The organism is Microbacterium neimengense, assembly GCF_054782995.1.
In genome coordinates this window covers 81,936-103,718 of the sequence record NZ_BAAGRK010000001.1, presented here as the reverse complement: position 1 = coordinate 103,718, position 21,783 = coordinate 81,936, and the positions used below count along the sequence as shown (strand labels likewise).

Here is a 21,783-nt window from a genome sequence, read left to right as displayed (position 1 = left end):
GACCACCCATGCATCGCCGAACGCCCCTCGCCCTCACAGCGCTCGTGGCCGCCGCCGTTCTCTCCCTCTCCGCCTGCACGGCCTCGACGGCGCCGACGCCGACGGGCTCCCCGGACGCGGACTCCTCCGTCGTCGTGCGGCTCGCGCTCGAACCCACGAACCTCGACATCCGTCAGACCTCGGGCTCCGCGCTGGATCAGATCCTCATCGACAACCTGTACCAGGGTCTCGTCGCACGCACCCCCGAGCAGGAGATCGTGCCGGCGCTGGCCAGCGATTGGACCGTCTCGGACGACCGCCTGACCTACACCTTCACACTGCGGGAGGGCGTCACCTTCCATGACGGTCAGCCGCTGACCCCCGAGGATGTCGTCTTCTCGCTGACGCAGCACCGCGACAACGCGGGATGGGTCGACGCCTCCACCCTCGCGAACGTCACGGGAGTGACGGCCGACGGCCAGAAGATCACGCTGACCCTCTCTCAGCCCGACTCGCAGCTGCTGTGGAACCTCAGCGGCCGCGCCGGCATCATCCTGAAGGAGGGCGACAGCGTCGATTATCAGACGGCGGCCAACGGCACCGGCCCCTTCACGCTCGAGCGCTGGACGCGCGGCGACAACATCACGTTCGCCCGCAACGCCGCTTACTGGGGCACACCCGCCAAGGCGGCGGAGGTCGTCTTCGACTACATCCCGGACAATCAAGCAGCCCTCAACGCCGCCCTCGCCGGCGAGGTCGACGTGGTGACGGGCTTCGATGCGAACCTGAAGACGCAGATCGAGGCGAACGGCGACTTCTCGCTCGTCATCGGCGATTCCACCGACAAGGGCACGCTCGCCTTCAACCAGACCTCCGGCCCGCTCGCGGACAAACGCGTGCGACAGGCCATCCGCCAGGCGATCGATCACGACGCCTTCGTCGAGGCGCTCGGCGCGGGCAAGACGATGTACGGCCCGATCCCGTCCCTCGACCCCGGCTACGAAGACCTCTCGGAGGTCGCCCCGTACGATCCCGACGCCGCCAAGAAGCTCCTCGCTGACGCCGGCGCCTCGGACACGACCCTGACGCTCACCATCCCCTCCTTCTACCCGGCGACGATCTCGCAGCTGCTCGTCTCGGATCTGAACGCCGTCGGCATCACCCTGAAGGTCGACTCGGTGGACTTCCCGACCTGGCTGAACGACGTCTACAAGAACCACGACTACGAGTTGAGCTTCGTGCTCCATACCGAGGCGCGCGATTTCATCAACTGGACGAACCCGCAGTACTACTTCACCTACGACAACCCGCAGGTCACCGAGCTCTACGCGCAAGCGCGCGCAGCCACGACCGATGAAGCGGCGGCGAAGCTTCTCGCTCAGGCGGCACGCATCGTCTCCGACGATGCAGGCGCGGACTGGCTGTACAACGGAGCCAGCGTGGTCGCCGTCGGCACGAACGTGTCGGGCTTCCCCTCGGTCAACGTCAACGAGCGGCTCAACGTGACCGAGCTCGGCAAGAGCGACGGGTGATCCGATACGCGCTGATGCGACTGGCCCTGCTCGCTGCGGGGCTGGTCGTGGCCAGCGTGATCATCTTCTTCACCCTGCGCATCCTGCCGGGCGATGTCGCGCAGCTGATCGGCGGCACGAACTCCACGCCGGCGCAGATCGCCGCCATCCGTGACCGGCTGCATCTGGACGCGCCTCTTGCCATGCAGTACCTCGACTGGATCGGCGGGGTGCTGCGCGGTGATCTCGGTACCTCGCTGCTGACCGGAACGCCGGTGTCCGCGGAGCTCGCCGAGAAGGCGCAGGTCACCCTTCCGCTCGGCGCACTCTCGCTGATCATCGCGCTGCTGTTCGCCGGACCCCTCGGCGTCGTCTCCGCGCTCCGGCGCTCACGGCTGGGCGGCGCCGTGATCGGCGTGGGCGCGCAGACGCTCGCGGCGGTTCCCGTCGTCTGGGCCGGCATGATGCTCGTGGTCGTGTTCGCCGTCTGGTGGGGCGTGCTTCCGGCGCAGGGCTTCCCCCGTGACGGGTGGAGCGATCCGGGGGCGGCGCTTCGTTCGCTCGTGCTGCCCGCGTTGACGATCGGCATCGTGGAGGGCGCGATGCTTCTGAGATTCGTGCGCAGCGCCACACTGCAGGCCATGGGACAGGATTACGTGCGAACCGCCGCCTCGCAGGGCCTCACCCGCACGCGAGCACTCGTCCGGCACGGGCTGCCCAACGTCGGCCTGTCCGTGGTGACGGTACTGGGACTGCAGGTCGCGGGCATCATCGTGGGCGCCGTGGTGATCGAGCAGCTGTTCTCGCTGCCCGGAGTCGGACGGATGCTGGTGCGCGACGTGTCTGCGCGCGACCTGCCGATGGTGCAGGGCGAGTTGCTCGCTCTCACGGCTTTCGTGCTGGTCGTCGGCTTCATCGTCGATCTCGTGCACCGCGTGATCGATCCGCGTCAGAGGGAGTCTGCGGCATGAGTGCACCTCGTCGCTCGTGGTGGCGTCGGCTGCTGTCCGAGCCGGCCGGTGTCACCGGCGTGGTCATCGTCCTCGCCCTGCTGGCGGTCGCCACCCTGGCGACGTTGTGGACCCCGTACGATCCGCAGGCCGCGGATGTGGCCGGCCGCTGGGCGGGGCCGGGCCCAGCGCATCTGCTCGGTACCGACGCGACCGGCCGCGACATCCTGAGCATCCTCATGGCGGGCTCGCGCACGACGGTCGTGGTGGCCGCCGGCGCTGGTGTCATCGCGACGATCGTGGGGCTCTCCCTCGCCACTCTCGGCGCGCTCACCCACCGTTGGGTGCGGGAGTCCGTCGCAGTTCTCGTCGATATGCTCGTCGCCTTCCCGGTGCTCCTGATCGCCATGATGATCTCGGCGGTGTGGGGCGGTTCTCTCGCCGTCGTGATCTGGTCGGTGGGGATCGGCTTCGGCGTGAACATCGCCAGGGTGAGCCGGCCCGAGCTGCGTCGGGTCCTGCACAGCGACTTCGTCGTGGCGGCACGCGCATCGGGCCTCTCCGGATGGCAGAACCTCACCCGGCACCTGCTGCCCAACGTGGCTCCCGTGTTCATCGTGCAGCTGTCCTGGTCGATGGCCGTCGCGGTGCTCGCCGAGGCGGGGCTCAGCTATCTCGGCTTCGGAGCGCCCGTGACGGATCCGTCGTGGGGGGTGCTGCTTTCGCAGCTCCAGCAGTACCTCACCGCCTATCCGCTCTCGGTCCTCTGGCCCGGTCTCGCCATCACCGCCACCGTGCTCGGGTTCAACCTGCTCGGCGACGGACTCCGCGACGCCACCGACCCGACGCTGCGCACCCGCAGCGGGTCGGCCCGCCGTGCGCGCACCCATCTGCCGGAGGTCGTCGCATGAGCCTGGAGGTGACCGACCTCGTCATCGAGATCGACGGCGTCCGCGTGGTCGACGGGCTCAGCTTCCAGGTAGCAGACGGCGAGCGGCTCGGGATCATCGGCGAGTCCGGGTCGGGTAAGTCGCTCACCGCGCTCGCGGTCCTGGGGCTGCTTCCCGAGGGAGCGACGGCGAGCGGCAGCATCCTCCTGAACGGCCACGAGGTGATCGGCGCGCCCGAGCGGGAGCTCGCCCGCATCCGCGGTGACGAGGTGGGCATCGTGTTCCAGGAGCCGCAGAGCGCCCTGAACCCGATCCGTACGGTCGGGCGCCAGATCGCCGAGGCCCCCCGCATCCACCGGGGCCTCGGCCGCGCGGCACGGCGCGACGTCGCCGTCGCCGGCGCCCGGCGCGTGGGACTTCCCGAGCCCGCGCGCATCGTGGACCGCTACCCGCACCAGCTCTCGGGCGGTCAGCGTCAGCGGGTCGCCATCGCGATGGCTCTCGCCCTGGATCCGGGGCTGCTCATCGCGGACGAGCCGACGACCGCCCTCGACGTGACGATCCAGGCGGAGATCCTCGGTCTGCTGCGCGCGCTCGTGACGGATGCGGGGATGTCGCTCGTGTTCATCACGCACGACCTCGCCGTGCTGGCGCAGATCGCGACGCACGCCGTCGTGATGGACGGCGGCCGCATCGTCGAACAGGGGCCGGTGGCGATGCTGCTCACCGCGCCTCGTTCGGAGACGACCCGGGCACTGCTGCGCGACGCGCGGGCGACCCTGTGGCGGCCAGACGAGAAGGAGGAGCGATGACGGCCCTGCTCTCCGGCCGCGGTCTCTCGCGCACCTACCGGGCACCTCGCACCGCGCCTCTCGCGCCGCGAGGGACCACGCACGCGCTCGACGGGGTCGACATCGATGTGCACGAGGGCGAGTCGCTGGGCATCATCGGCGAGTCGGGCTCGGGCAAGTCGACGCTCATCCGCCTCCTCCTCGCTCTCGACACCCCCACCTCCGGCACGGTGAGCTTCGAGGGCCGGAACGTCGACCCGACCGCATCCGCGCGCCGGCTGCACTGGCTCCGGCGGCAGACCGGCATCGTCTTCCAGGACCCGTACGCCTCGCTGGACCCACGGATGCGGGTGGGCCGCATCGTGGGAGAGCCGCTGTGGGCCCTCGGAATCGCAGGCGACCGCGAGAAGCGCGTCGCCGAGGTGTTGGAGGACGTCGATCTCCCGGCGGATGCCGCCGCGCGCTACCCGCACGAGTTCTCGGGCGGACAGCGCCAGCGGATCGCTCTCGCCCGCGCCCTCGTTCACCGCCCGCGCCTGCTCGTCGGCGACGAACCGCTGTCCGCACTCGACGTGACGGTGCGCGCGCAGATCATCCGTCTGATCGACCGTCTGCGCAGCCGCGATGGCCTGAGTCTGCTGATGGTCTCCCACGACATCGGTGTGGTGCAGGCGCTCTGCGACCGCGTCATCGTGCTGAAGGACGGCCGCATGATCGAGGAGGGCCCGACCTCGCGCGTCCTGCAGCATCCGAGCGCCGAGTACACGCAGCGACTGCTGGCCTCTGTCCCGACGCTCCCCGAGGCCTGAGGGCGTCAGCGCGAGAACAGACCGCGCTTCTTCTTGGGCTTGAGCGACTTCTGCAGGTAGACCGTGCCGAGCCAGCGCCCGAACTTGAACCCGACGCGCCCCATGCGCCCCACCTCGGTGAACCCGAGCTTCTCGTGGAGACGAATGGAGCCCTCGGCACCCTTGTCGCTGATGACGGCGACCAGCTCGCGGATGCCCTTGTTCTCGCAGGCCTCGATCAGCGCCGCCAGCAGGGCCGTACCCAGCCCCTTTCCCGAGGCCGCCTGACCGAGGTAGATCGAGTCCTCGACCGTGTAGCGGTAGGCGGACTTACCCGCCCAGGGCTGCACGAGCGCGTATCCCAGGATCTGCCCCGACGGGCTCTCGGCCACGAGGAACGGCAGCTCGAGCTTGCGCAGGTGATCGAACTTCTCCCGCCACTTCGCCAGCGACCACTTCTTCTCGTCGAAGGTCACGACGGAGTTGGTGACGTAGTAGTTGTAGATCTCGCGGATGTCGGGGATGTCGGCCGTCGTCGCCTCACGGATGCGGAACTCGAAGCCGCGCTCGGGAGGAGCCTCGCGACGCAGGTGTCGCGGAAGACGCCGACGGCGCTGGTATTCCTCTTCGAGCATGGCGCCCAGCCTACGCGGGAAGGCGCCAATCGATCCCCGTGGCGCCCTGCTCGATCAACAGCTCGTTGACGCGGGAGAACGGCCGGGATCCGAAGAATCCCCTGCTCGCCGACAGCGGCGACGGATGCGGCGACTGGATGCTCGGCACCCCGCCGAGAATCGGCGTGAGGCCCGCAGCATCCCGCCCCCAGAGCACCGCGACCAGGGGCCCTCCGCGCTCGGCGAGGACGCGGATCGCGTGCTCGGTGACCTTCTCCCATCCCCATCCGCGGTGGGATGCGGGAGCGCCCGGCGCGACGGTCAGCACCCGGTTCAGCAGCATGACGCCCTGCGCGCTCCACGCGGACAGGTCACCGTGGGCCGCCGGCGGGACGCCCAGATCGTCGTTCAGCTCTCGGTAGATGTTGGCGAGGCTGCGCGGGATCGGCCGCACATGCGCGTCGACGGCGAACGAGAGACCGATCGGGTGGCCGGGGGTCGGGTAGGGGTCCTGCCCCACGATGAGCACTTTGACCTCGGCGAGCGGGCGCTGGAACGCACGCAGGACTCGATCTCCCGCAGGCAGGTAGGAGCGTCCGGCAGCCGTCTCCTCGCGCAGCCGCTCCCCCAGCGCGGCGATGTCGCCGGCCACCGGGGCAAGGGCTTCTGCCCAGTCCGCATCCATGAGACCGGCCGCGGCGAGCTCGGGCAGCGTCTTGGCCATCGGTCAGGCGGAGCCGGGAAGGCCCTGGTCCTCTTCGACGACCGAACCCTGCCACGACCAGGGGAAGTCGATCCACAGATCGGTGTTCTTCCAGCTGAAGTCCGGCTGGATGATCGTCGTCGGCTTCGTGTAGATCACGGCCGAGCGCACGTCCGCACCGCGCTCCACGAGCAGGCGCACGGCGAGATCGAGTGTGCGGCCGCTGTCGGCGACGTCGTCGACCAGGAGCACACGACGCCCGTTCAGATACGTCATGTCGAGCTCCGGGGGAAGCAGCTCCGGGGCGTCAAGCACCGTGCCGATGCCCGTGTAGAACTCGACGTTGATCGCGCCGCAGTTCTTCACGCCGAGCCCGTACGCGATCGCTCCGGCCGGGAGCAGACCGCCGCGGGCGATCGCGACGACGACCTCGGGCGCGAAGTCGGCCGCGATCACGTCGCGGGCGATGTCGCGGCTCGCTTCGCCGAACAGGTCCCAGGTCAGAGTTTCGCGTTCGGGCGCCACGGCGCTCTCCTCGTTCGTCACCGTCCCAGCCTAGAGCGCGGCGCGGTGTAGCGTTTCGCCATGACCGGCACCCGCGCGCCCGGTCGATCGGCGCTCGGCATCACGGCGGGCCTGATCGGCTGGTTCATCCTCGTCGAAATCGTCAGCGGCATCCTGCAGGGCTACTACGTGCCCCTGTTCAGCGACATCGTGGTGCACCTGGGCGTCCACGACGCCGACGTCAACTGGTTCGAGGCGGCTCAGCTGCTGCTGTCGGCCCTCGTCGTCCCGGTGATGGCCAAGCTCGGCGACATGTACGGACACAAGCGCATCCTGCTGATCGCCACGATCCTCACGGCCGGGGCCACGTGGTGGATCGCGTTCGCGGGCACCTTCTGGAGCTTCCTCATCGCCTGGGCGCTGCAGGGCTTCTACGTCGTGTGGCTACCGCTCGAGATCGCGCTGATCTTCGAGCGCGGCCGGCGGCAGGGCCGCGGGGTCTCCGCCACCCGCCGAGCTGCAGGTCTTCTCGTGGTAGGGCTCCAGGCGGGCGCCATCATGGGCGCATTGGCAGCCGGGCGTCTCTTCGCCGCCACGGCCGAGAATCTATCTGTGACCCTCATGCTGCCGGCGGTCGCGGTGACGCTGATCGGCGTCGTCATCTGGCTGGGCGTCCCCGAATCCGAGCCCGTCCGCGGACGCCGACTGGATGCGGGCGGCTTCGTGATCCTCGCACTCGCGCTGCTGCTCGTCACCGGCGCCCTGACCTTCCTCCGCATCAACGGCCCCGGGTTCGTCTGGACCTGGCTGCTCCTGGCGGCAGGACTCGCCGCCTTCGTGTGGTTCGTGCGATTCGAACTGCGCCAGGACGACCCCGCCGTCGACATCCGGGTCCTGCGCCGCCCGGAGATGTGGCCGGTTCAGGCCACCGCAGCGCTCGTGGGCATCAGCCTTCTCGGCGCGCAAGGTCCGCTGTCGACCTACGCGGGCACCGACTCCGCGCTCGGCTACGGACTGGGACTCGATGCCACCGGGCGCTCCAACGTGATCGGCGTGTATCTCGTCTCCCTCATCGTCGGCGCCGTGATCTTCTCGATCACCTCCCGCCGGGCGAGCCCCCGCGTCGTGCTCATCGGAGCGGCTCTGCTCGTGGGCGTCGGCTACCTGCTGTTCCTGCCCCTGCATCGGGAGCTCTGGCAGGTGCTCATGAACCTGTCGATCGCGGGCCTCGGCTCGGGCGCGCTCGTGGCCGCACTGCCCGCCGCCGCCGCGGCCGCGGCGCCGCGGGGACAGACCGGCATCGCCTCCGCGCTGACCAACACGACCAAGACGATCGGCGGCACCTTCGCCTCGGCCGTGTTCGGCGTCGTGCTCGCCGTCGGCGCGGGCGCCGTCGCGAGCTCGACCGCCGCGTCTCTGGGCGGCTACATCACCGTGTGGATCGTGTGCGCCGCCGGCGGTTTCGCCGCCGCCGCGGTGCTTCTCGTCGTCCCCAAGGTGGCCTTCGCCGACACCGACACCGAGGCCACGGCCCACGCCGCCGCATCCGGGGGCACGACAGCGCGCTGAGGCCGAGGATCAACCCGCGTCACCGCGACGTTGCGCCTGTTCGATCCCGTCGATGACGAGGGTCGTGGTGCGCAGGATCTCCGACCACTCGGCGGGGTCCGTCGTCACGACGTCGCGCGAGCGGGTCAGCAGCAACGCGTCGTCGATGACCTCGACGTCCCACCCCTTCACCTCTGCCCGGAGGGCCGGGCTGAACAGAAGACTGTCCTCCTCGAGAGGCCCGCGATGTGCGGGCCCGGGTTCGGTGACCAGCACGCGTGCGTCGCCGTGCGCCGGCGGAAGCACGATGCGCGGCAGCGGACGGCCGAGACCGATGCGGATCCAGCCGCCGAACCGGGTGTGGCGGTAGGCGCTCGTGCCCCAGTCCTGCACGAAGTCCGACCACTCGATGAGGCGTCCCTCCGGCGTCGCCCACCGCAGCGCGCGCGTCTGCAGCAGTCGACCCCGATAGCTCCTGGTCGGCAACTCAGCGGGGAAAGGGCCAGGGTGATAGGTGACGCCGTTGTCGGCCGCGAAGCGGGCGAGCGCCCAGTGCTGACGAGGCCACATCCGGCGTCGTCCGGTGCGAACGGCGGCGCGGCTCAGCACCATCAGTGCGAGGCCGAACAGCAGCGCGGCCACCACCGCACCGATGACCTCGCCTGGCGTCGTTCCCTGTCTGCGGGTCAGCAGCGACACCGTTCCGAGAACGGCGGTCAGCGCAGCGAGACCGCTCAGGACTGCTCCGGAAGAGAGGACGACGACGCGGGCGCGGGAGCGCGGAGCACGCACGCGGGGATGCTCCGCGACGAGCGCACGCCAGAAGGCGCGGAGCTCGCGCCGGCCCGGCCTCGCGGTCAGCGCGTCGACGACGAGAACCTGCGCGCCCGCCGCGCCCACGCGCTCAGCCCTCGCGCACGCGCAGCGGCTCGCGGGCGACGAGGTGCTGCGCGGACTGCGCGACCGGTCGCACCGTCACGAGGTCGAGGTTCACGTGGCCGGGCGCGTTGAGCGCGTACGCGATGACGTCAGCCACGTCGTCCGGAGTCAGCGGGTTCTCGACGCCGCGATAGACGGCCTCTGCCGCATCCTGATCGCCGCCGAGGCGGTTCAAGGAGAACTCCTCGGTGTAGACCATCCCCGGGGCCACCTCGCTCACGCGGATCGGCTCGCCGTTGAGCTCGAGCCGCAGCGCCTTGACGAGCATGCTCTCGGCTGCCTTCGCGGCGTTGTACCCGCCGCCGCCCTGGTACGCGACCTGCGCGGCCGTCGAGGTCACGAAGAGCGTGTCGGCGTGGCCGTCGGATGCGGCCGCTCGCCGCAGCTGCGGAAGCAGCAGTGCCACGAGCCGCTGGGTCGACAGCACGTTCGCCTCATACATCCATCGCCAGTCATCGGGATTGCCGTCGGCGACGTCGTCCACACCCCGCGCGCCGCCCGCAACCTGCACGAGAGCGTGCACGGGGCCCGATGCGGCGAGCCAGTCGGCGAGCGCCTGAACATCGGCCTCGACGGTCAGATCGGCCGCGTACGCCACGGCACCGGTGTCGGCCTCGAGGGCGGCGAGCCGCTCGGCGCGACGCGCGACAGCGACCACCTCCCATCCGTCGGCGCACAGGCGCCGTGCGGTCGCCTCGCCGATCCCCGTGCTCGCACCCGTCACCACTGCTCGTCTGTTCGCCATGCACTCACGCTAGGCCCTCGCGGTGAACCGGGTGTTACACAGTCACCCCGCGCCGTTGTTACCCCGCGTTTCTCGGACGTTGTCGCCCGCGCCGCGCCCCTCTAGCCTCGTGATGTTCGCGACAGCCGCCGCGGCACCCGCAGACTTAGGAGTACGTGATGTCCGCACCCGAGAACTGGCTCTTCGAGACCAAGCAGATCCACTCCGGCGCCGCACCGGATCCCACCACCAAGGCGCGCGCGACCCCGATCTACCAGACCACGTCGTACGTGTTCGACAATGCCGACCACGCGGCGAACCTCTTCTCCCTCGCCGAGCCCGGCAACGTCTACACCCGCATCATCAACCCCACGCAGAGCGTGGTCGAGGAGCGCGTCGCCGCGCTCGAGGGAGGCACGGCAGCGCTGCTGGTCGCCTCGGGTCAGGCGGCCGAGACGTTCGCGGTGCTGAACATCGCCGGAGCCGGTGACCACATCGTCTCCTCCAGCTCGATCTACGGCGGCACGTACAACCTCTTCAAGTACACGCTCGCCAAGCTCGGCATCACCACGACCTTCGTCGAGAACCAGGACGACCCCGAGGAATGGCGTCGCGCGGTCCGCCCCAACACCAAGCTCTTCTTCGCCGAGACCGTCGGCAACCCCAAGATCAACGTCCTCGACATCCGCACGGTCTCCGACGTCGCGCACGAGGCCGGCGTGCCGCTGATCGTCGACAACACGATCGCCACCCCGTACCTCATCCGCCCCTTCGAGTTCGGCGCCGACATCGTCGTGCACTCCGCGACGAAGTTCCTCGGCGGACACGGAACGACGATCGGTGGCGTCATCGTCGACGGCGGCCGCTTCCCGTGGTCGCAGCACGTCGACCGCTTCCCGGAGCTCACCGAGCCCGACCCCTCGTACCACGGCCTCAGCTACACGGGTGCGCTCGGTGACGGCGTCGCCTACGTCACGAAAGCCCGCGTGCAGCTGCTGCGCGACCTCGGCGCCGCGATCGCTCCGATCAGCGCGTGGCTGCTGCTGCAGGGCATCGAGACCCTGTCGCTGCGCGTCGAGCGCCACGTGCAGAACGCGCAGGAGATCGCGGAGTGGCTCGAGAACCAGGACGACGTCGCCTCGGTGAACTACTCGGGTCTTCCGACCTCGCCCTGGTACGCCGCGGCCAACCAGTACGCCCCGAAGGGCGTCGGTGCGGTGCTCTCGTTCGAGCTCAAGGGCGGCGTGGGCGCCGGACGCGCCTTCGTCGACAACCTCACCCTGTTCAGCCACCTCGCCAACATCGGCGACGTGCGCTCGCTCGTGATCCACCCCGCTTCCACGACGCACTCGCAGCTCACGCCTGAGCAGCAGCTCACGGCCGGTGTCACGCCGGGCCTGGTCCGCCTGTCGGTCGGCCTCGAGAACGTCGCCGACCTCAAGGCCGACCTCGAGAGCGCGCTCGCCGCCGCCCGCCGCGCTTCGGAGGCCGCGCGCGCCTGAACCGCCTGACACGAACGCCCCGGATGCCGCATCCGGGGCGTTCGTTCGTTCCGGCGCGGCGGCTGTGACGTAACACGGACGCGGAGGCGCGAGGACCCCGGGACAATGGAGGAATGGACTGGCAGACCTCCGAGGACACGGTGCCGAGCGCTCCGGTCACGGAGGCGGACGCCCGGCTCGCCCGCGGCCGACCGCCGGCCAGCGGGGCGTGGCGCGACGGGGACCCCGCCGGAGATCGCCGGTTCGCGGCCTTCCGCGGCTTCCGCACCGAGAACGGGGCCGTGCTCCCGGTCGCACGCCTGGCGTACGAGACGTGGGGCGAGCTCTCTCCCACGGGAGGGAACGCGATCCTCATCCTGCACGCGCTGACCGGTGACAGCCACGTGCGCGGCGAGGCCGGCAGAGCCCACCCCACCGACGGATGGTGGGACGAGATCGTCGGCCCGGGTGCGGCGATCGACACGGACCGCTGGTTCGTCGTCGCCCCCAACATGCTCGGCGGCTGCCAGGGCTCGACCGGGCCCGCCACGATCGCGCCCGACGGCACCGAATGGGGTGCGCGCTTCCCGTACCTGACGATCCGCGATCAGATCGCGGCCCAGGCGCTGCTTGCGGACGAGCTCGGCATCGGCAGCTGGCGTGCCGTCATCGGCGGCTCCATGGGCGGCATGCACGCGCTCGAGTGGGGGGCGAGCTACCCCGAGCGCGTCGAACGCCTGGCGGTGCTCGCCGCTCCCCCATTGACCACGGCCGACCAGATCGCCCTGAACTCGGTGCAGCTCGAGGCCATTCGCATAGACCCGGGCTACGCCGGCGGCGACTACTACGACGCACCCGCCGGCGAGGGCCCCCACCGGGGTCTCGCGCTCGCGCGGCGCATGGCCCTGCTGAACTATCGGAGCCCCACCGAACTGAACCTGCGCTTCCAGCGCTCCTGGCAGTCCGAGGTGAGCCCGCTGGGGCGCGGCGGCCGGTTCGCGGTGGAGTCCTACCTCGACTTCCACGGCAACAAGTTCACGCGCCGCTTCGACGCGAACAGCTACCTCACCCTCGTCGAGGCGATGAACTCGCACGACGTCGGACGCGACCGCGGCGGCGTCGAAGACGCCCTGGGACGCATCACCGCCACCACCCTCGTGCTCGGCATCGACAGCGACCGCCTCTTCCCCGTCGAGGGGCAGCACCGCATCGCGCACGGCATCCGCAACACGCTCGACGGCGACCGCGCGGCCGTCATCACGAGCGACTACGGCCACGACGGCTTCCTCATCGAGACGGATGCGGTGGCCCACCACCTGGGCCGACTGCTCGACGCGTAGGATCCGCCGTCACTCTGCGGACATCGAGGAGTGCGCGTAGACGATCGGAACACCCCGTCGACGTTCGACCCCGTACGCGGTGAACGCGATCGCGAGTCCCGCCGCAGCGAGAGCGGCCCCCACCCAGGGCGGGGCCACGAAGCCCCAGCCCGCGGCGATCACCGCACCGCCGAGGGCGGCACCGAGGCTGTTGCCGATGTTGAGCGCCGAGTGGTTCAGCGCGGCGGCGATCGACTGGTTGTCGCCCGCCACATCCATGAGCCGCGTCTGAATCGCGGGGCTGAGCGCCGACGCGACCGCACCCACGACGAACACCATGATCGCGAGCGCCCAGATCCAGGCGGCGGTCAGGGCGAGAACGGCCAGCGACACCGCCAGCACCGCGAGGCCGAGCAGCAGCGTCCGGCGCAGATTGACGTCGGAGAGGTGCCCGCCCAAGAGGTTGCCGACCGTCATCCCGAGTCCCATGCCGACGAGCACGAGCGGCACGACCGCCTGCGGGGCATCGGCGACCTCAGTCACGAGCGGCGCCACGTAGCTATACACCGCGAAGAAGCCGCCGAAGCCGATCGAGCCGATGCCGAGCGTGAACCACACCTGCGGGATGCGGAAGACGCCCAGCTCCGCGCGGAGCGTGCGCCCCGGCCGTCCCGGCGCGCGCGGCACGAAGAGGGCGATGCAGATCGTGGCGAGCGCGAAGATCGCGGCGACCACGCCGAACGCGACGCGCCATCCGAACTGCTGTCCGAGGTAGGTCCCCGCGGGCACCCCGACGACATTCGCGACCGTGAGCCCCGTCAGCACGAAGGCGACACCCTGTGCGCGCCGGCCGGGACCGAGCACGTCGGCCGCGACGAGCGCCCCGATCCCGAAGTACGCGCCGTGCGGGAGCCCTGCCAGGAAGCGTGAGACCGCGACGAGCTCGAAGTTCGGCGCGATGACGGTGAGGGCGTTGAACACGGTGAGCGCCAGCGCGAGAACCACCATGACACGATGCCGCGGGAACCGAGCGACGAGTCCCGCGATCGTCGGCGCACCGACGACGACGCCGAGCGCGTAGAGGCTGATCAGCCAGCCGGCCTGGGCGATGGCCGCATCCGGGTCCGCCGCCGACTGGCTCGGCAGAAGCGCACCCGCGATGTCGGGCAGCAGGCCCATGACTGTGAACTCGGTCATGCCGATGCCGAAGCTGCCGATGGCGAGAGAGAGGAGCGCCCACATCGCCGCCCCCTTCGTCTGTGTCGAAGAGGTCACCGGGCCATGCTAGTCACGCGAACCGAGGCCGCCGAATCGTTTCGCTGGCCGGACCGTCAGATCGCAGGGGCGTCGCCCGCAGCCGCGTCCTCGATCGCCCGTTCGAGGCGCGCGATCTTGCCGTCCAGCTCACCCGTGTAGCCGGGCCGGATGTCGGCCTTCAGCACGAGCGAGACACGCGAGCCGAAGGGCAGCACGGCGTCGGTGGCCGCCTTCACGACGGCGAACACCTCGTCCCACTCCCCCTCGATCTCGGTGAACATCGAGCCGGTTCGGTGGGGCAGCCCGGAATCGCGCACGACCTTCACGGCTGCGGCGACGGCGTCGTGCACGGAGCCGTCCGCGCGGCCGGTGCCGCTGGGAGCGACGGAGAAAGCGACGAGCATGCCGGTCCTTTCGTCAGCCGGCGAGGACGCCGGGCTTGCGGGCGAAGCTCGAGCGCGTGCGCACCCGAGCGAGCTTGACCACCGCCCAGGCGGCGATCACGACGAGCAGGATGTTGCGGATCGTGATGACCACGACCGGGAACGGCAAGAGCTCGAGCAGATCGAAGTACACCAAGGGGTAGATGATCTGCGTGGCGACACCGATCACGAGCGCCAACAGCGCCGGAGCCCACCACCGACGGCGATCCAGCACCAGCGCGATCACGAGCGGGACGCTCAGCCACACCATGTACTGCGGCGAGCCGACCTTGTTGAGCGAGATGAAGGCCGCCACGAGCGCCAGCGACAGCGCCGGGAAGACGGCGGCGAAGTGCGCGCCCCGCCACACCTTCCAGGCACCCAGGGCGGCGATGGCGAGGACTCCGATCCCCAGCAGCGGCGTCATGACCGCGATGACCGGGTTCACCCCGGGCCCGGAGACGTAGAACGTCAGCAGGTCCGGGTCGTAGTGCACCGCCGATGTGCCTCCGAGCAGTCCGTCCCAGAGGTAGTAGGTACTCACCGGGGCTTCGACCTGCAGTCCGCGCGTGGTCTGCTCACCCACGAAACCGAACGCATAGGAGGCGCCGCCCAGAAGCGCCACCGCCCCCAGGGTGATGGCGCTGACGACGGCTGCGCCCCCGAGGACGGCGATCCGGCGACGCACGGCGATGAGCGCGGCAGCCATGATGGCGGCGGGCCACACCTTGATCCACGTCGCCACGGCGAGCAGGATTGACCCGAGCCATGGCCGGCCGATGAGCCACAGTCCCCCCATGATCGCCAACGGCACCGTCACCGCGTCCAAGCGGTAGAGCGCGACCGGGCCCATCAGCGCGATGAACGCGAGCCAGAACCAGGCCGCCGTGACACGTCCGCGGGAGCGCCCGCGACCCACGAGGACGGCGAACGCCGCGGCATCGACGAGGCCCACCATGATCGCCCACGCCGGCGTGTACGACACCGCCCAGGCGAACAGCCACGTGGCGAGCATCGGCAGCATCGCGAGCTGCGGATAGACCCAGGCGTCGGTGAGCCCGACGAAGCCGTAGTAGGCGCTGACCTCCTGGCCCGTCGCCGTGTCGGTCTGCGGCCACCATCCGCTGTTGAGGTACGCCCCCGACCACGGCTCGTACACCCGATAGACGTCGCCCATGGGTTCGTTGGGCATGACCCATCCGAGAACGGACACCCCGATATGGACGACGAGGAAAGCAATCCACAACAGAGCCCGTCTCGACACGCGCCTCATCCTACGGGGCACGCTGTGAAGCTTCCTGATCAGCGGTGGGAGGCGAGCGTCTCCGCCACTGCCCGCGGCAGGTGGTCTGCGACATCCAACGCAGTGATCGGACCGCCCCGACCTCCCCACCGCGCGGCGGCCAGCGCGCCTGCGCGCCCGTGCAACCAGGCAGCTGCCGCGGCCGCATCCGCGAGGCGTTCCGGGGTGGCATCGCCCGCGGCGACCGCGCCCGCGACGACCGCACCGAGCGCGCCGGCGAGCACGTCCCCCGTACCGGCGGCGGCGAGCCACGCCACGCCGGACCGGATGCGGCGAAGACCGCCGTCGGGATCCGCGACGAGCGTCACGGCGCCCTTCAGCAGCACGATGGCCCCGGTCTCGTGAGCGGTCTGGCGGGCCTCGGCCTCTCTGTCGCCCATCGGCGCGAGCCCGAGGGCCTCACGAAGCCGGGCGAACTCCCGCGCGTGAGGGGTGAGGATCATCGCGGCCGTGGCATCGGGCACCAGATCGAGCGCCCCCGCGTCGACGACGACGGGCTCGCGGCCGGCAAGCACCGCGCGTAGGGCCTCGGTCTCGGCGGGGTCGCGGGACGCGGCATCCGTGCCCGAACCGATCACCCAGGCCTGGACACGGCCGGACGCGGTGACCGTTTCGGGCCTGCGCGCGAGCACCATGTCGGCGGCTCGAGAGGGGCCGATGTAGCGCACCATCCCGCATCCGGTGTGCCACGCGGCGCTCACTCCGAGCACCGCCGCGCCCGGGTAGTCCGCAGAGCCGGTGCGCAGCCCCACCACGCCACGGGAATACTTGTCATCGTCCGCTGTTGGCATGCGAAGGATGCGCGCGGTGAGCACCGCATCCTGTTCGATCGCCGTCATGGCGCCACCCTATCCGCGAAGGAGTACCGTGACCGCGCTGTTCAGCCCCTACACGATTAGAGGCGTCGAGTTCCGCAACCGCCTGTGGGTGGCACCCATGTGCCAGTACAGCGCGCAGGACGGATTCCCCGGCGAGTGGCACCATGTGCACCTGGCCCAGTTCGCGTCCGGCGGCGCGGGGCTGGTCATCAGCGAGGCGACGGCGGTGTCGCCCGAGGGCCGCATCTCACCCGAGGACACGGGGATCTACTCCGACGAGCAGCGAGACGCGTGGACACCCATCGTCGCGGCAATCCACGCCCGAGGCGCGGCCGCCGGCATCCAGCTCGCCCACGCCGGACGCAAGGCATCGACGTACTCACCCTTCTCCGGGCACCGCGGCACCGTGCCGGCCGAGGCCGGCGGGTGGGCGGCCGTCGCCCCTTCGGCGATCGCATTCGAGGGCTATGCCACCCCGCGCGAGCTCACGCTCGACGAGATCGATGCGCTCGTCGCTTCGTTCTCGTCCGCCGCACGCCGCGCCGTGGAGGCGGGCTTCGACGTCCTCGAGGTCCACGCTGCGCACGGCTATCTGCTGCACGAGTTCCTCTCGCCGCTGTCCAACCACCGCACCGACGAGTTCGGCGGTCCGCTCGTCAACCGGGCACGCCTCCTGTTGCGTGTCGTCGCCGCGGTGCGCGAGGCCGCGGGTGAGCTTCCGGTGTTCGTCCGTTTCTCCGGCACCGACTGGGCCGAGGGCGGCTGGGACATCGAGGAGACCGCGCAGGTCGCCGTCTGGGCGGCGGAGGCCGGAGCCGACTTCTTCGACATCTCCTCCGGCGGACTCGTCGCCCACCAGGAGATCACCGTCGGCCCCGGCTACCAGGTGCCGCTGGCCAGGCGTGTGCGCGACGAGGGCCTCGCCGTCAGCGCCGTCGGGCTCATCGAGACCGGCGCGCAGGCGGAGCAGGTGCTGCAGGACGGCGACGCGGACGCGATCATGGCGGCCCGGGAATGGCTCCGCGATCCGCATTTCGCACTCCGCGCCGCCGACGAGCTCGGCGTCGTCGGCCCCTGGCCGCCGCAGTACGAGCGCGCCGCGCGCCACCGCTGAGACCTGCTCAGCGGCCGCGTCGCGTCGCGTCCTGCACCTCGCCGATCAGCTCCTCGATGACGTCTTCCAGGAAGAGGACGGCGGTCGTGTTGCCCTGAGCGTCGCGCACCTGGGCCAGGTGACGGCCCGCCCGGCGCATGGCCGCCAACGCATCCTCGAGGTCGGTCGTCTCCTGCACCTGCACCATGTGGTGGATGCGCTTCGCCGGGATCGGACGATCGACCGAGGGGTCGACGCCGCCCTCGGCCACCCGCAGCACATCCTTCAGGTGCACGTAGCCGACCGGCATCCCCGCGTCGTCGACGATCACGTAGCGCGAGAAGCCGTGTCGGGCGACCGCACGCTCGATCTCGTCCGGGGTTGTCAGCTGCGGCAGCGTCACCAGATCCGCGAGCGGGACGGCGACGTCGCCCGCATCCTTGTCGGTGAACTCGACGACCGCCGACACCGTTCCGGCCGCATCCTCCAGGACGCCCTCGATGCGCGACTGGTTGACGATCGTGGCCACTTCTTCGAGCGTGAAGGTCGAGGCGGCCTCATCCTTCGGCTCCACACGGAACAGGCGCACCACGTGGTTCGCGATCCAGTTCAGCGTCACGATGACGGGGTGGAACACCCGCGACACCCACACGAGCGGCGGCGCCAGCATCAGCACCGCCCGGTCCGGCACGGAGAAGGCCAGGTTCTTCGGCACCATCTCACCGAAGACCACGTGCAGGTACGACACCAGCACGAGCGCCACGACGAAGGCGATGACGTCGACCGCCGCCTCGCCCCAGCCGGTCAGCTCGAGCGGTACGGCCAGCAGGTGGTGGATCGCCGGCTCGGAGACGTTCAGGATCAGCAGTGAGCAGATCGTGATGCCGAGCTGACACGTCGCGAGCATGAGCGTCGCGTGCTCCATCGCCCACAGCGCCGTCTTCGCGGAGCGCGAGCCCCTCTCCGCCAGCGGCTCGATCTGCGAGCGCCGCGCGGAGATCACGGCGAACTCCGCGCCGACGAAGAACGCGTTGAACACCAGCAGCACGACCAGCCAGAGGATTCCCGCCCAGTCGCTCATCGGGTCCGCTCCTGCTCGTCGATGTCCGCATCCTCCGGGACGGGTCTGGGGGTGAAACGCACACGGTCGACGCGGCGACCGTCCATGCGCACGACGGCGAGCGTGCCGTCTTCGATCTCGACCTCGTCGCCGACGGAGGGGATGCGGCCGAGCTCGGCCATGAGGAAGCCGCCGAGCGTGTCGTAGACCTCGCCCTCGGGAACTCGGATGCCGGTGCGATCGAGCACCTCGTCCGGACGCAGCGCCGCAGAAACGGTGAGCGAGTCCACCCCGCGCACGATCTCGGCGCGGCGGCGGTCGTGCTCGTCGAGCACCTCTCCGACGATCTCCTCGACGAGGTCCTCGAGGGTGACGACGCCCGCCGTCCCGCCGTACTCGTCGAGCACGACGGCCATCTGGTAGCCACGGGCGCGAAGCTCCGCGACGAGCTGATCGAGGTGCACGGTCTCGGGCACGCGCAGCGGCTCGGTGGCGAGGGCCGCGGCGGGCACGTCGGTGCGCCGCTCGCGCGGAACACCGACGGCGGCCTTGAGGTGCACGATGCCGACGATGTCGTCCATGGACTCACCGAAGACGGGGAAGCGGCTGTGCCCGGTCTTGCGAGCGAGCTGGATGACGTCGTTCGCCGAGTCGGATGCGGCGACCGCGTGCACACGGGGACGCGGCGTCATCACGTCGTCGGCGGTCAGTCGCGCGAAGGTGAGGCTGCGATCCAGCAGCGACGCCGTGTCCTCCTCCAGCACGCCGGCGCTCGCTGAGCGCCGGACGAGGCTGGACAGTTCCTCGGCGGTGCGCGCTCCCGAGAGCTCTTCCTTCGGCTCGATGCCGATGGAGCGCAGGATGCCGTTCGCGCTGCCGTTGAGCACGGAGACCGCGGGCCGGAACACGGTCGTGAACGCGACCTGGAACGGCATGACGAGCTTGGCCGTCTGCCGCGGGATCGCGAGCGCGAAGTTCTTGGGGACGAGCTCGCCGAGGATCATCGAGAAGACCGTGGCGATGGCGATGCCGATCGTCGCCGCCAGCCCCACCACGATGGCCTCCGGAACTCCCCAGCCGGCCAGCACGGGGCGCAGGAGGTTGGAGATCGCCGGCTCCATCGTGTAACCGGTCAGCAGCGTCGTCAGCGTGATTCCCAGCTGCGCGCTCGACAGATGGGTCGAGGTGATGCGCAGCGCGCTGATGGTCATCGCGAGCCGCGACTCCCCCGCATCCCTGCGCGCTTCGAGGTCTGCGCGGTCCAGGTTCACCAGGGCGAACTCGCTGGCGACGAACAGACCGGTCCCGATCGTGAGCAAGAGCCCCACGCCCAGCATGACGTAATCCATCACACGTCACCTCCCTCGAGGGAGGCTGGTCGGTGGGGCCATCGTCTGCAACTGGGAGGGTCGTCCATCGTGCCGGACAGTCTACGGGAGCCCCGCCCCCGCCGTCCCGTTCCTGTGCACTGCGTCGGCGACGCCCGCCCGGCGCCACGGACCGCCGGGCCGAGACGGGGTCACCAGCTGACGGGAAGGGCCTTGCCCTCTTCGTAGCCGGCGGCCGACTGCAGCCCCACGAGCGCGCGCTCGTGGAACTCGGGCACCGTCGCCGCCCCCGCGTAGGTGAAGGAGGACCGCACGCCCGACGTGATCATGTCGAGCAGATCCTCGAGTCCCGGCCGCAGCGGGTCGAGATAGATCTTCGATGACGAGATCCCCTCGGCGAACAGCTCCTTGCGGGCGAGCTCGTACGCATCCAGCCCGCCGAACCGCGCATGCACCGCCTTCGTCGAGGCCATGCCCCACGACTCTTTGTAGGCCCGTCCCTGCGCGTCCGTGAACAACTCCCCCGGCGCCTCGATCGTCCCGGCGAACCAGGAACCGACCATGACGGATGCGGCACCCGCCGCCAGCGCGAGCGCAACATCGCGCGGGTAGCGGACGCCGCCGTCCGCCCACACGTGCGCGCCGAGCTCGCGCGCCGCCGACGCGGTCTCCAGCACGGCCGAGAACTGCGGACGTCCCACGGCGGTCATCATGCGCGTCGTGCACATCGCGCCAGGACCGACCCCGACCTTGAGGATGGACGCACCCGCGGCGACGAGATCGTGGACGCCGTCCGCGGTGACGATGTTGCCCGCCACGAGAGGAAGACCCAGGCCCAGATCCGCGACCGCGCGCAGGGCGCGGAGCATGCCCTCCTGGTGTCCGTGGGCGGTGTCGAGGACGAGCACATCGACACCGGCGGCCGCCAGGGCGCGTGCCTTGGCGGCGACGTCGCCGTTGATGCCGACGGCCGCGGCGACGATCAGGCGCCCGTCCGCGTCCACCGCCGGACTGTAGAGCGTCGAGCGCAGAGCGCTGCGCCGAGAGAGCGTTCCGACGAGGTGGCCGCGCTCCACCACGCACACCGTCTCCGCATCCGCCGCGACCAGCAGGTCGAACGCCTGCCGCGGGTCGGAGACGTCGTCCGCGTCGATCGCGACGGGTCGCGCGCGCACGAGGTCGCCCAGCGTCGCATCCGGCAGCGCGGTCGCGAGGCGCGTGGCGGGCACGACGCCCACGACGTCGGCGAGGTCGAGGGATGCCGCCGAGGGATCGGCCACGACGATGCCGTACCCCTCCGTCGCGGGCAGGAGCTTGGCGGCGTCCGCCGCGGTCGCCGTCGGAGGCAGCACGATCGGGGTGTCCCAGCGCACCGGCTGACGCTTGACCCACCGGATGGCGGCATCGAGCTCCTGCAGCGGCATGTCCTGCGGGAGCACACCCAGCCCGCCGCGCCGAGCGAGTGTCGCCGCGAGCCGCGCGCCGGTGACGGAGTTCATGTTGGCCGAGACGAGGGGGATGCGCATCGCGGTGCCGTCACGCGGCGAGAGATCCACGTCCAGGCGGCTCGTCACATCCGAGCGCCGAGGCACCAGGAAGACGTCGGAGTAGGTGAGGTCGGTCTCGGGTTGCGCGCCGTAGAACTCCATGTCTGCAGAGCGTACGCCGCCCACACTCCGACGAGGCTGTCAACCGCGACGCGCCGGGAGCGAAGCCTCGGATACTCGACTAGGCTTGGCTGTCGTGCGTGTGGGCCCACGA

21 protein-coding genes are annotated in these 21,783 nt (G+C 70.4%); 9 read left to right on the top strand and 12 right to left on the bottom strand.

Translation table 11 applies throughout. The annotated features are described in order from the left end of the window. Positions 1–8: 8 nt before the first annotated feature. From ACYVJS_RS00445 to ACYVJS_RS00425, 5 genes are read left to right on the top strand one after another with little or no spacing between them, the layout of a single operon-like run. Entirely contained in the window at positions 9–1,511 is a 1,503-nt protein-coding gene (locus ACYVJS_RS00445) for an ABC transporter substrate-binding protein (RefSeq protein WP_460736713.1), read from the top strand. Then, positions 1,508–2,461: an ABC transporter permease gene (locus ACYVJS_RS00440; protein WP_460736711.1), complete on the top strand. Its 954-nt coding sequence runs from the start codon at positions 1,508–1,510 to the stop codon at positions 2,459–2,461. Before ACYVJS_RS00445 ends, ACYVJS_RS00440 begins: the two co-directional genes overlap by 4 nt. Next, positions 2,458–3,351 (top strand): ABC transporter permease, encoded by an 894-nt coding sequence (locus ACYVJS_RS00435; RefSeq protein WP_460736709.1) that lies wholly within the window; start codon positions 2,458–2,460, stop codon positions 3,349–3,351. The genes ACYVJS_RS00440 and ACYVJS_RS00435 overlap by 4 nt, the downstream gene beginning before the upstream one ends. Continuing rightward, positions 3,348–4,142 carry an ABC transporter ATP-binding protein gene (locus ACYVJS_RS00430; RefSeq protein WP_460736707.1) on the top strand — a complete coding sequence of 265 codons (795 nt, stop codon included), beginning with the start codon at positions 3,348–3,350 and terminating at the stop codon, positions 4,140–4,142. Before ACYVJS_RS00435 ends, ACYVJS_RS00430 begins: the two co-directional genes overlap by 4 nt. Next, entirely contained in the window at positions 4,139–4,930 is a 792-nt protein-coding gene (locus ACYVJS_RS00425; RefSeq protein ID WP_460736705.1) for an ABC transporter ATP-binding protein, read from the top strand. The genes ACYVJS_RS00430 and ACYVJS_RS00425 overlap by 4 nt, the downstream gene beginning before the upstream one ends. Before the next feature lie 5 nt (positions 4,931–4,935). Here ACYVJS_RS00425 and ACYVJS_RS00420 read toward each other — a convergent pair whose 3' ends face one another. From ACYVJS_RS00420 to ACYVJS_RS00410, 3 genes are read right to left on the bottom strand one after another with little or no spacing between them, the layout of a single operon-like run. Then, the gene (locus tag ACYVJS_RS00420) at positions 4,936–5,544 is read right to left on the bottom strand and encodes a GNAT family N-acetyltransferase (protein WP_460736703.1); all 609 of its coding nucleotides are present in this window, start codon (positions 5,542–5,544) and stop codon (positions 4,936–4,938) included. A gap of 10 nt (positions 5,545–5,554) precedes the next feature. After that, positions 5,555–6,247, bottom strand: a complete 693-nt coding sequence (locus ACYVJS_RS00415) for a uracil-DNA glycosylase (protein WP_460736701.1) — start codon at positions 6,245–6,247, stop codon at positions 5,555–5,557. A gap of 3 nt (positions 6,248–6,250) precedes the next feature. After that, positions 6,251–6,751: a phosphoribosyltransferase gene (locus ACYVJS_RS00410; RefSeq protein ID WP_460737083.1), complete on the bottom strand. Its 501-nt coding sequence runs from the start codon at positions 6,749–6,751 to the stop codon at positions 6,251–6,253. A gap of 60 nt (positions 6,752–6,811) precedes the next feature. Here ACYVJS_RS00410 and ACYVJS_RS00405 point away from each other — a divergent pair, with 60 nt between their 5' ends. Further along, positions 6,812–8,299, top strand: coding sequence for an MFS transporter (locus ACYVJS_RS00405; RefSeq protein WP_460736699.1), 1,488 nt, complete (start codon positions 6,812–6,814; stop codon positions 8,297–8,299). Positions 8,300–8,308: 9 nt separating this feature from the next. On the opposite strand, the gene ACYVJS_RS00400 is transcribed toward ACYVJS_RS00405, so the two are convergent. Continuing rightward, positions 8,309–9,178, bottom strand: a complete 870-nt coding sequence (locus ACYVJS_RS00400; RefSeq protein WP_460736697.1) for a hypothetical protein — start codon at positions 9,176–9,178, stop codon at positions 8,309–8,311. A gap of 4 nt (positions 9,179–9,182) precedes the next feature. Continuing rightward, complete coding sequence (locus ACYVJS_RS00395) at positions 9,183–9,962, bottom strand: SDR family oxidoreductase (RefSeq protein ID WP_460736695.1); 780 nt, start codon at positions 9,960–9,962, stop codon at positions 9,183–9,185. A gap of 158 nt (positions 9,963–10,120) precedes the next feature. Between ACYVJS_RS00395 and ACYVJS_RS00390 the strand changes: the two genes are divergently transcribed. Beyond that, positions 10,121–11,443 (top strand): bifunctional o-acetylhomoserine/o-acetylserine sulfhydrylase, encoded by a 1,323-nt coding sequence (locus tag ACYVJS_RS00390; protein ID WP_460736693.1) that lies wholly within the window; start codon positions 10,121–10,123, stop codon positions 11,441–11,443. A gap of 113 nt (positions 11,444–11,556) precedes the next feature. Beyond that, positions 11,557–12,762: a homoserine O-acetyltransferase MetX gene (gene metX / locus ACYVJS_RS00385; protein ID WP_460736691.1), complete on the top strand. Its 1,206-nt coding sequence runs from the start codon at positions 11,557–11,559 to the stop codon at positions 12,760–12,762. A gap of 9 nt (positions 12,763–12,771) precedes the next feature. Here metX and ACYVJS_RS00380 read toward each other — a convergent pair whose 3' ends face one another. The 4 genes from ACYVJS_RS00380 to ACYVJS_RS00365 all read right to left on the bottom strand — a co-directional run bounded on the left by ACYVJS_RS00380 (position 12,772) and on the right by ACYVJS_RS00365 (position 16,562). Then, the gene (locus ACYVJS_RS00380) at positions 12,772–13,983 is read right to left on the bottom strand and encodes an MFS transporter (protein WP_460737081.1); all 1,212 of its coding nucleotides are present in this window, start codon (positions 13,981–13,983) and stop codon (positions 12,772–12,774) included. An 89-nt stretch (positions 13,984–14,072) separates the two neighbouring features. Continuing rightward, positions 14,073–14,402: a thiamine-binding protein gene (locus ACYVJS_RS00375; protein WP_460736689.1), complete on the bottom strand. Its 330-nt coding sequence runs from the start codon at positions 14,400–14,402 to the stop codon at positions 14,073–14,075. 13 nt (positions 14,403–14,415) lie between these two features. After that, on the bottom strand, positions 14,416–15,684 hold the full coding sequence (locus ACYVJS_RS00370; RefSeq protein WP_460736688.1) for a hypothetical protein: 1,269 nt from the start codon (positions 15,682–15,684) through the stop codon (positions 14,416–14,418). A 38-nt stretch (positions 15,685–15,722) separates the two neighbouring features. Beyond that, positions 15,723–16,562, bottom strand: a complete 840-nt coding sequence (locus tag ACYVJS_RS00365) for an NAD(P)H-hydrate dehydratase (protein ID WP_460736686.1) — start codon at positions 16,560–16,562, stop codon at positions 15,723–15,725. Positions 16,563–16,590: 28 nt separating this feature from the next. Between ACYVJS_RS00365 and ACYVJS_RS00360 the strand changes: the two genes are divergently transcribed. Further along, the gene (locus tag ACYVJS_RS00360; RefSeq protein WP_460736684.1) at positions 16,591–17,655 is read left to right on the top strand and encodes an NADH:flavin oxidoreductase/NADH oxidase; all 1,065 of its coding nucleotides are present in this window, start codon (positions 16,591–16,593) and stop codon (positions 17,653–17,655) included. 7 nt (positions 17,656–17,662) lie between these two features. Here the strand turns inward: ACYVJS_RS00360 and ACYVJS_RS00355 are convergent, their stop codons facing one another. From ACYVJS_RS00355 to guaB1, 3 genes are all read right to left on the bottom strand, one after another. After that, on the bottom strand, positions 17,663–18,715 hold the full coding sequence (locus tag ACYVJS_RS00355; RefSeq protein ID WP_460736682.1) for a hemolysin family protein: 1,053 nt from the start codon (positions 18,713–18,715) through the stop codon (positions 17,663–17,665). Continuing rightward, the gene (locus tag ACYVJS_RS00350) at positions 18,712–20,043 is read right to left on the bottom strand and encodes a hemolysin family protein (protein ID WP_460736680.1); all 1,332 of its coding nucleotides are present in this window, start codon (positions 20,041–20,043) and stop codon (positions 18,712–18,714) included. The genes ACYVJS_RS00355 and ACYVJS_RS00350 overlap by 4 nt, the downstream gene beginning before the upstream one ends. A 170-nt stretch (positions 20,044–20,213) precedes the next feature. After that, positions 20,214–21,671 (bottom strand): GMP reductase, encoded by a 1,458-nt coding sequence (guaB1, locus tag ACYVJS_RS00345; protein ID WP_460736678.1) that lies wholly within the window; start codon positions 21,669–21,671, stop codon positions 20,214–20,216. Positions 21,672–21,783 lie beyond the last annotated feature (112 nt).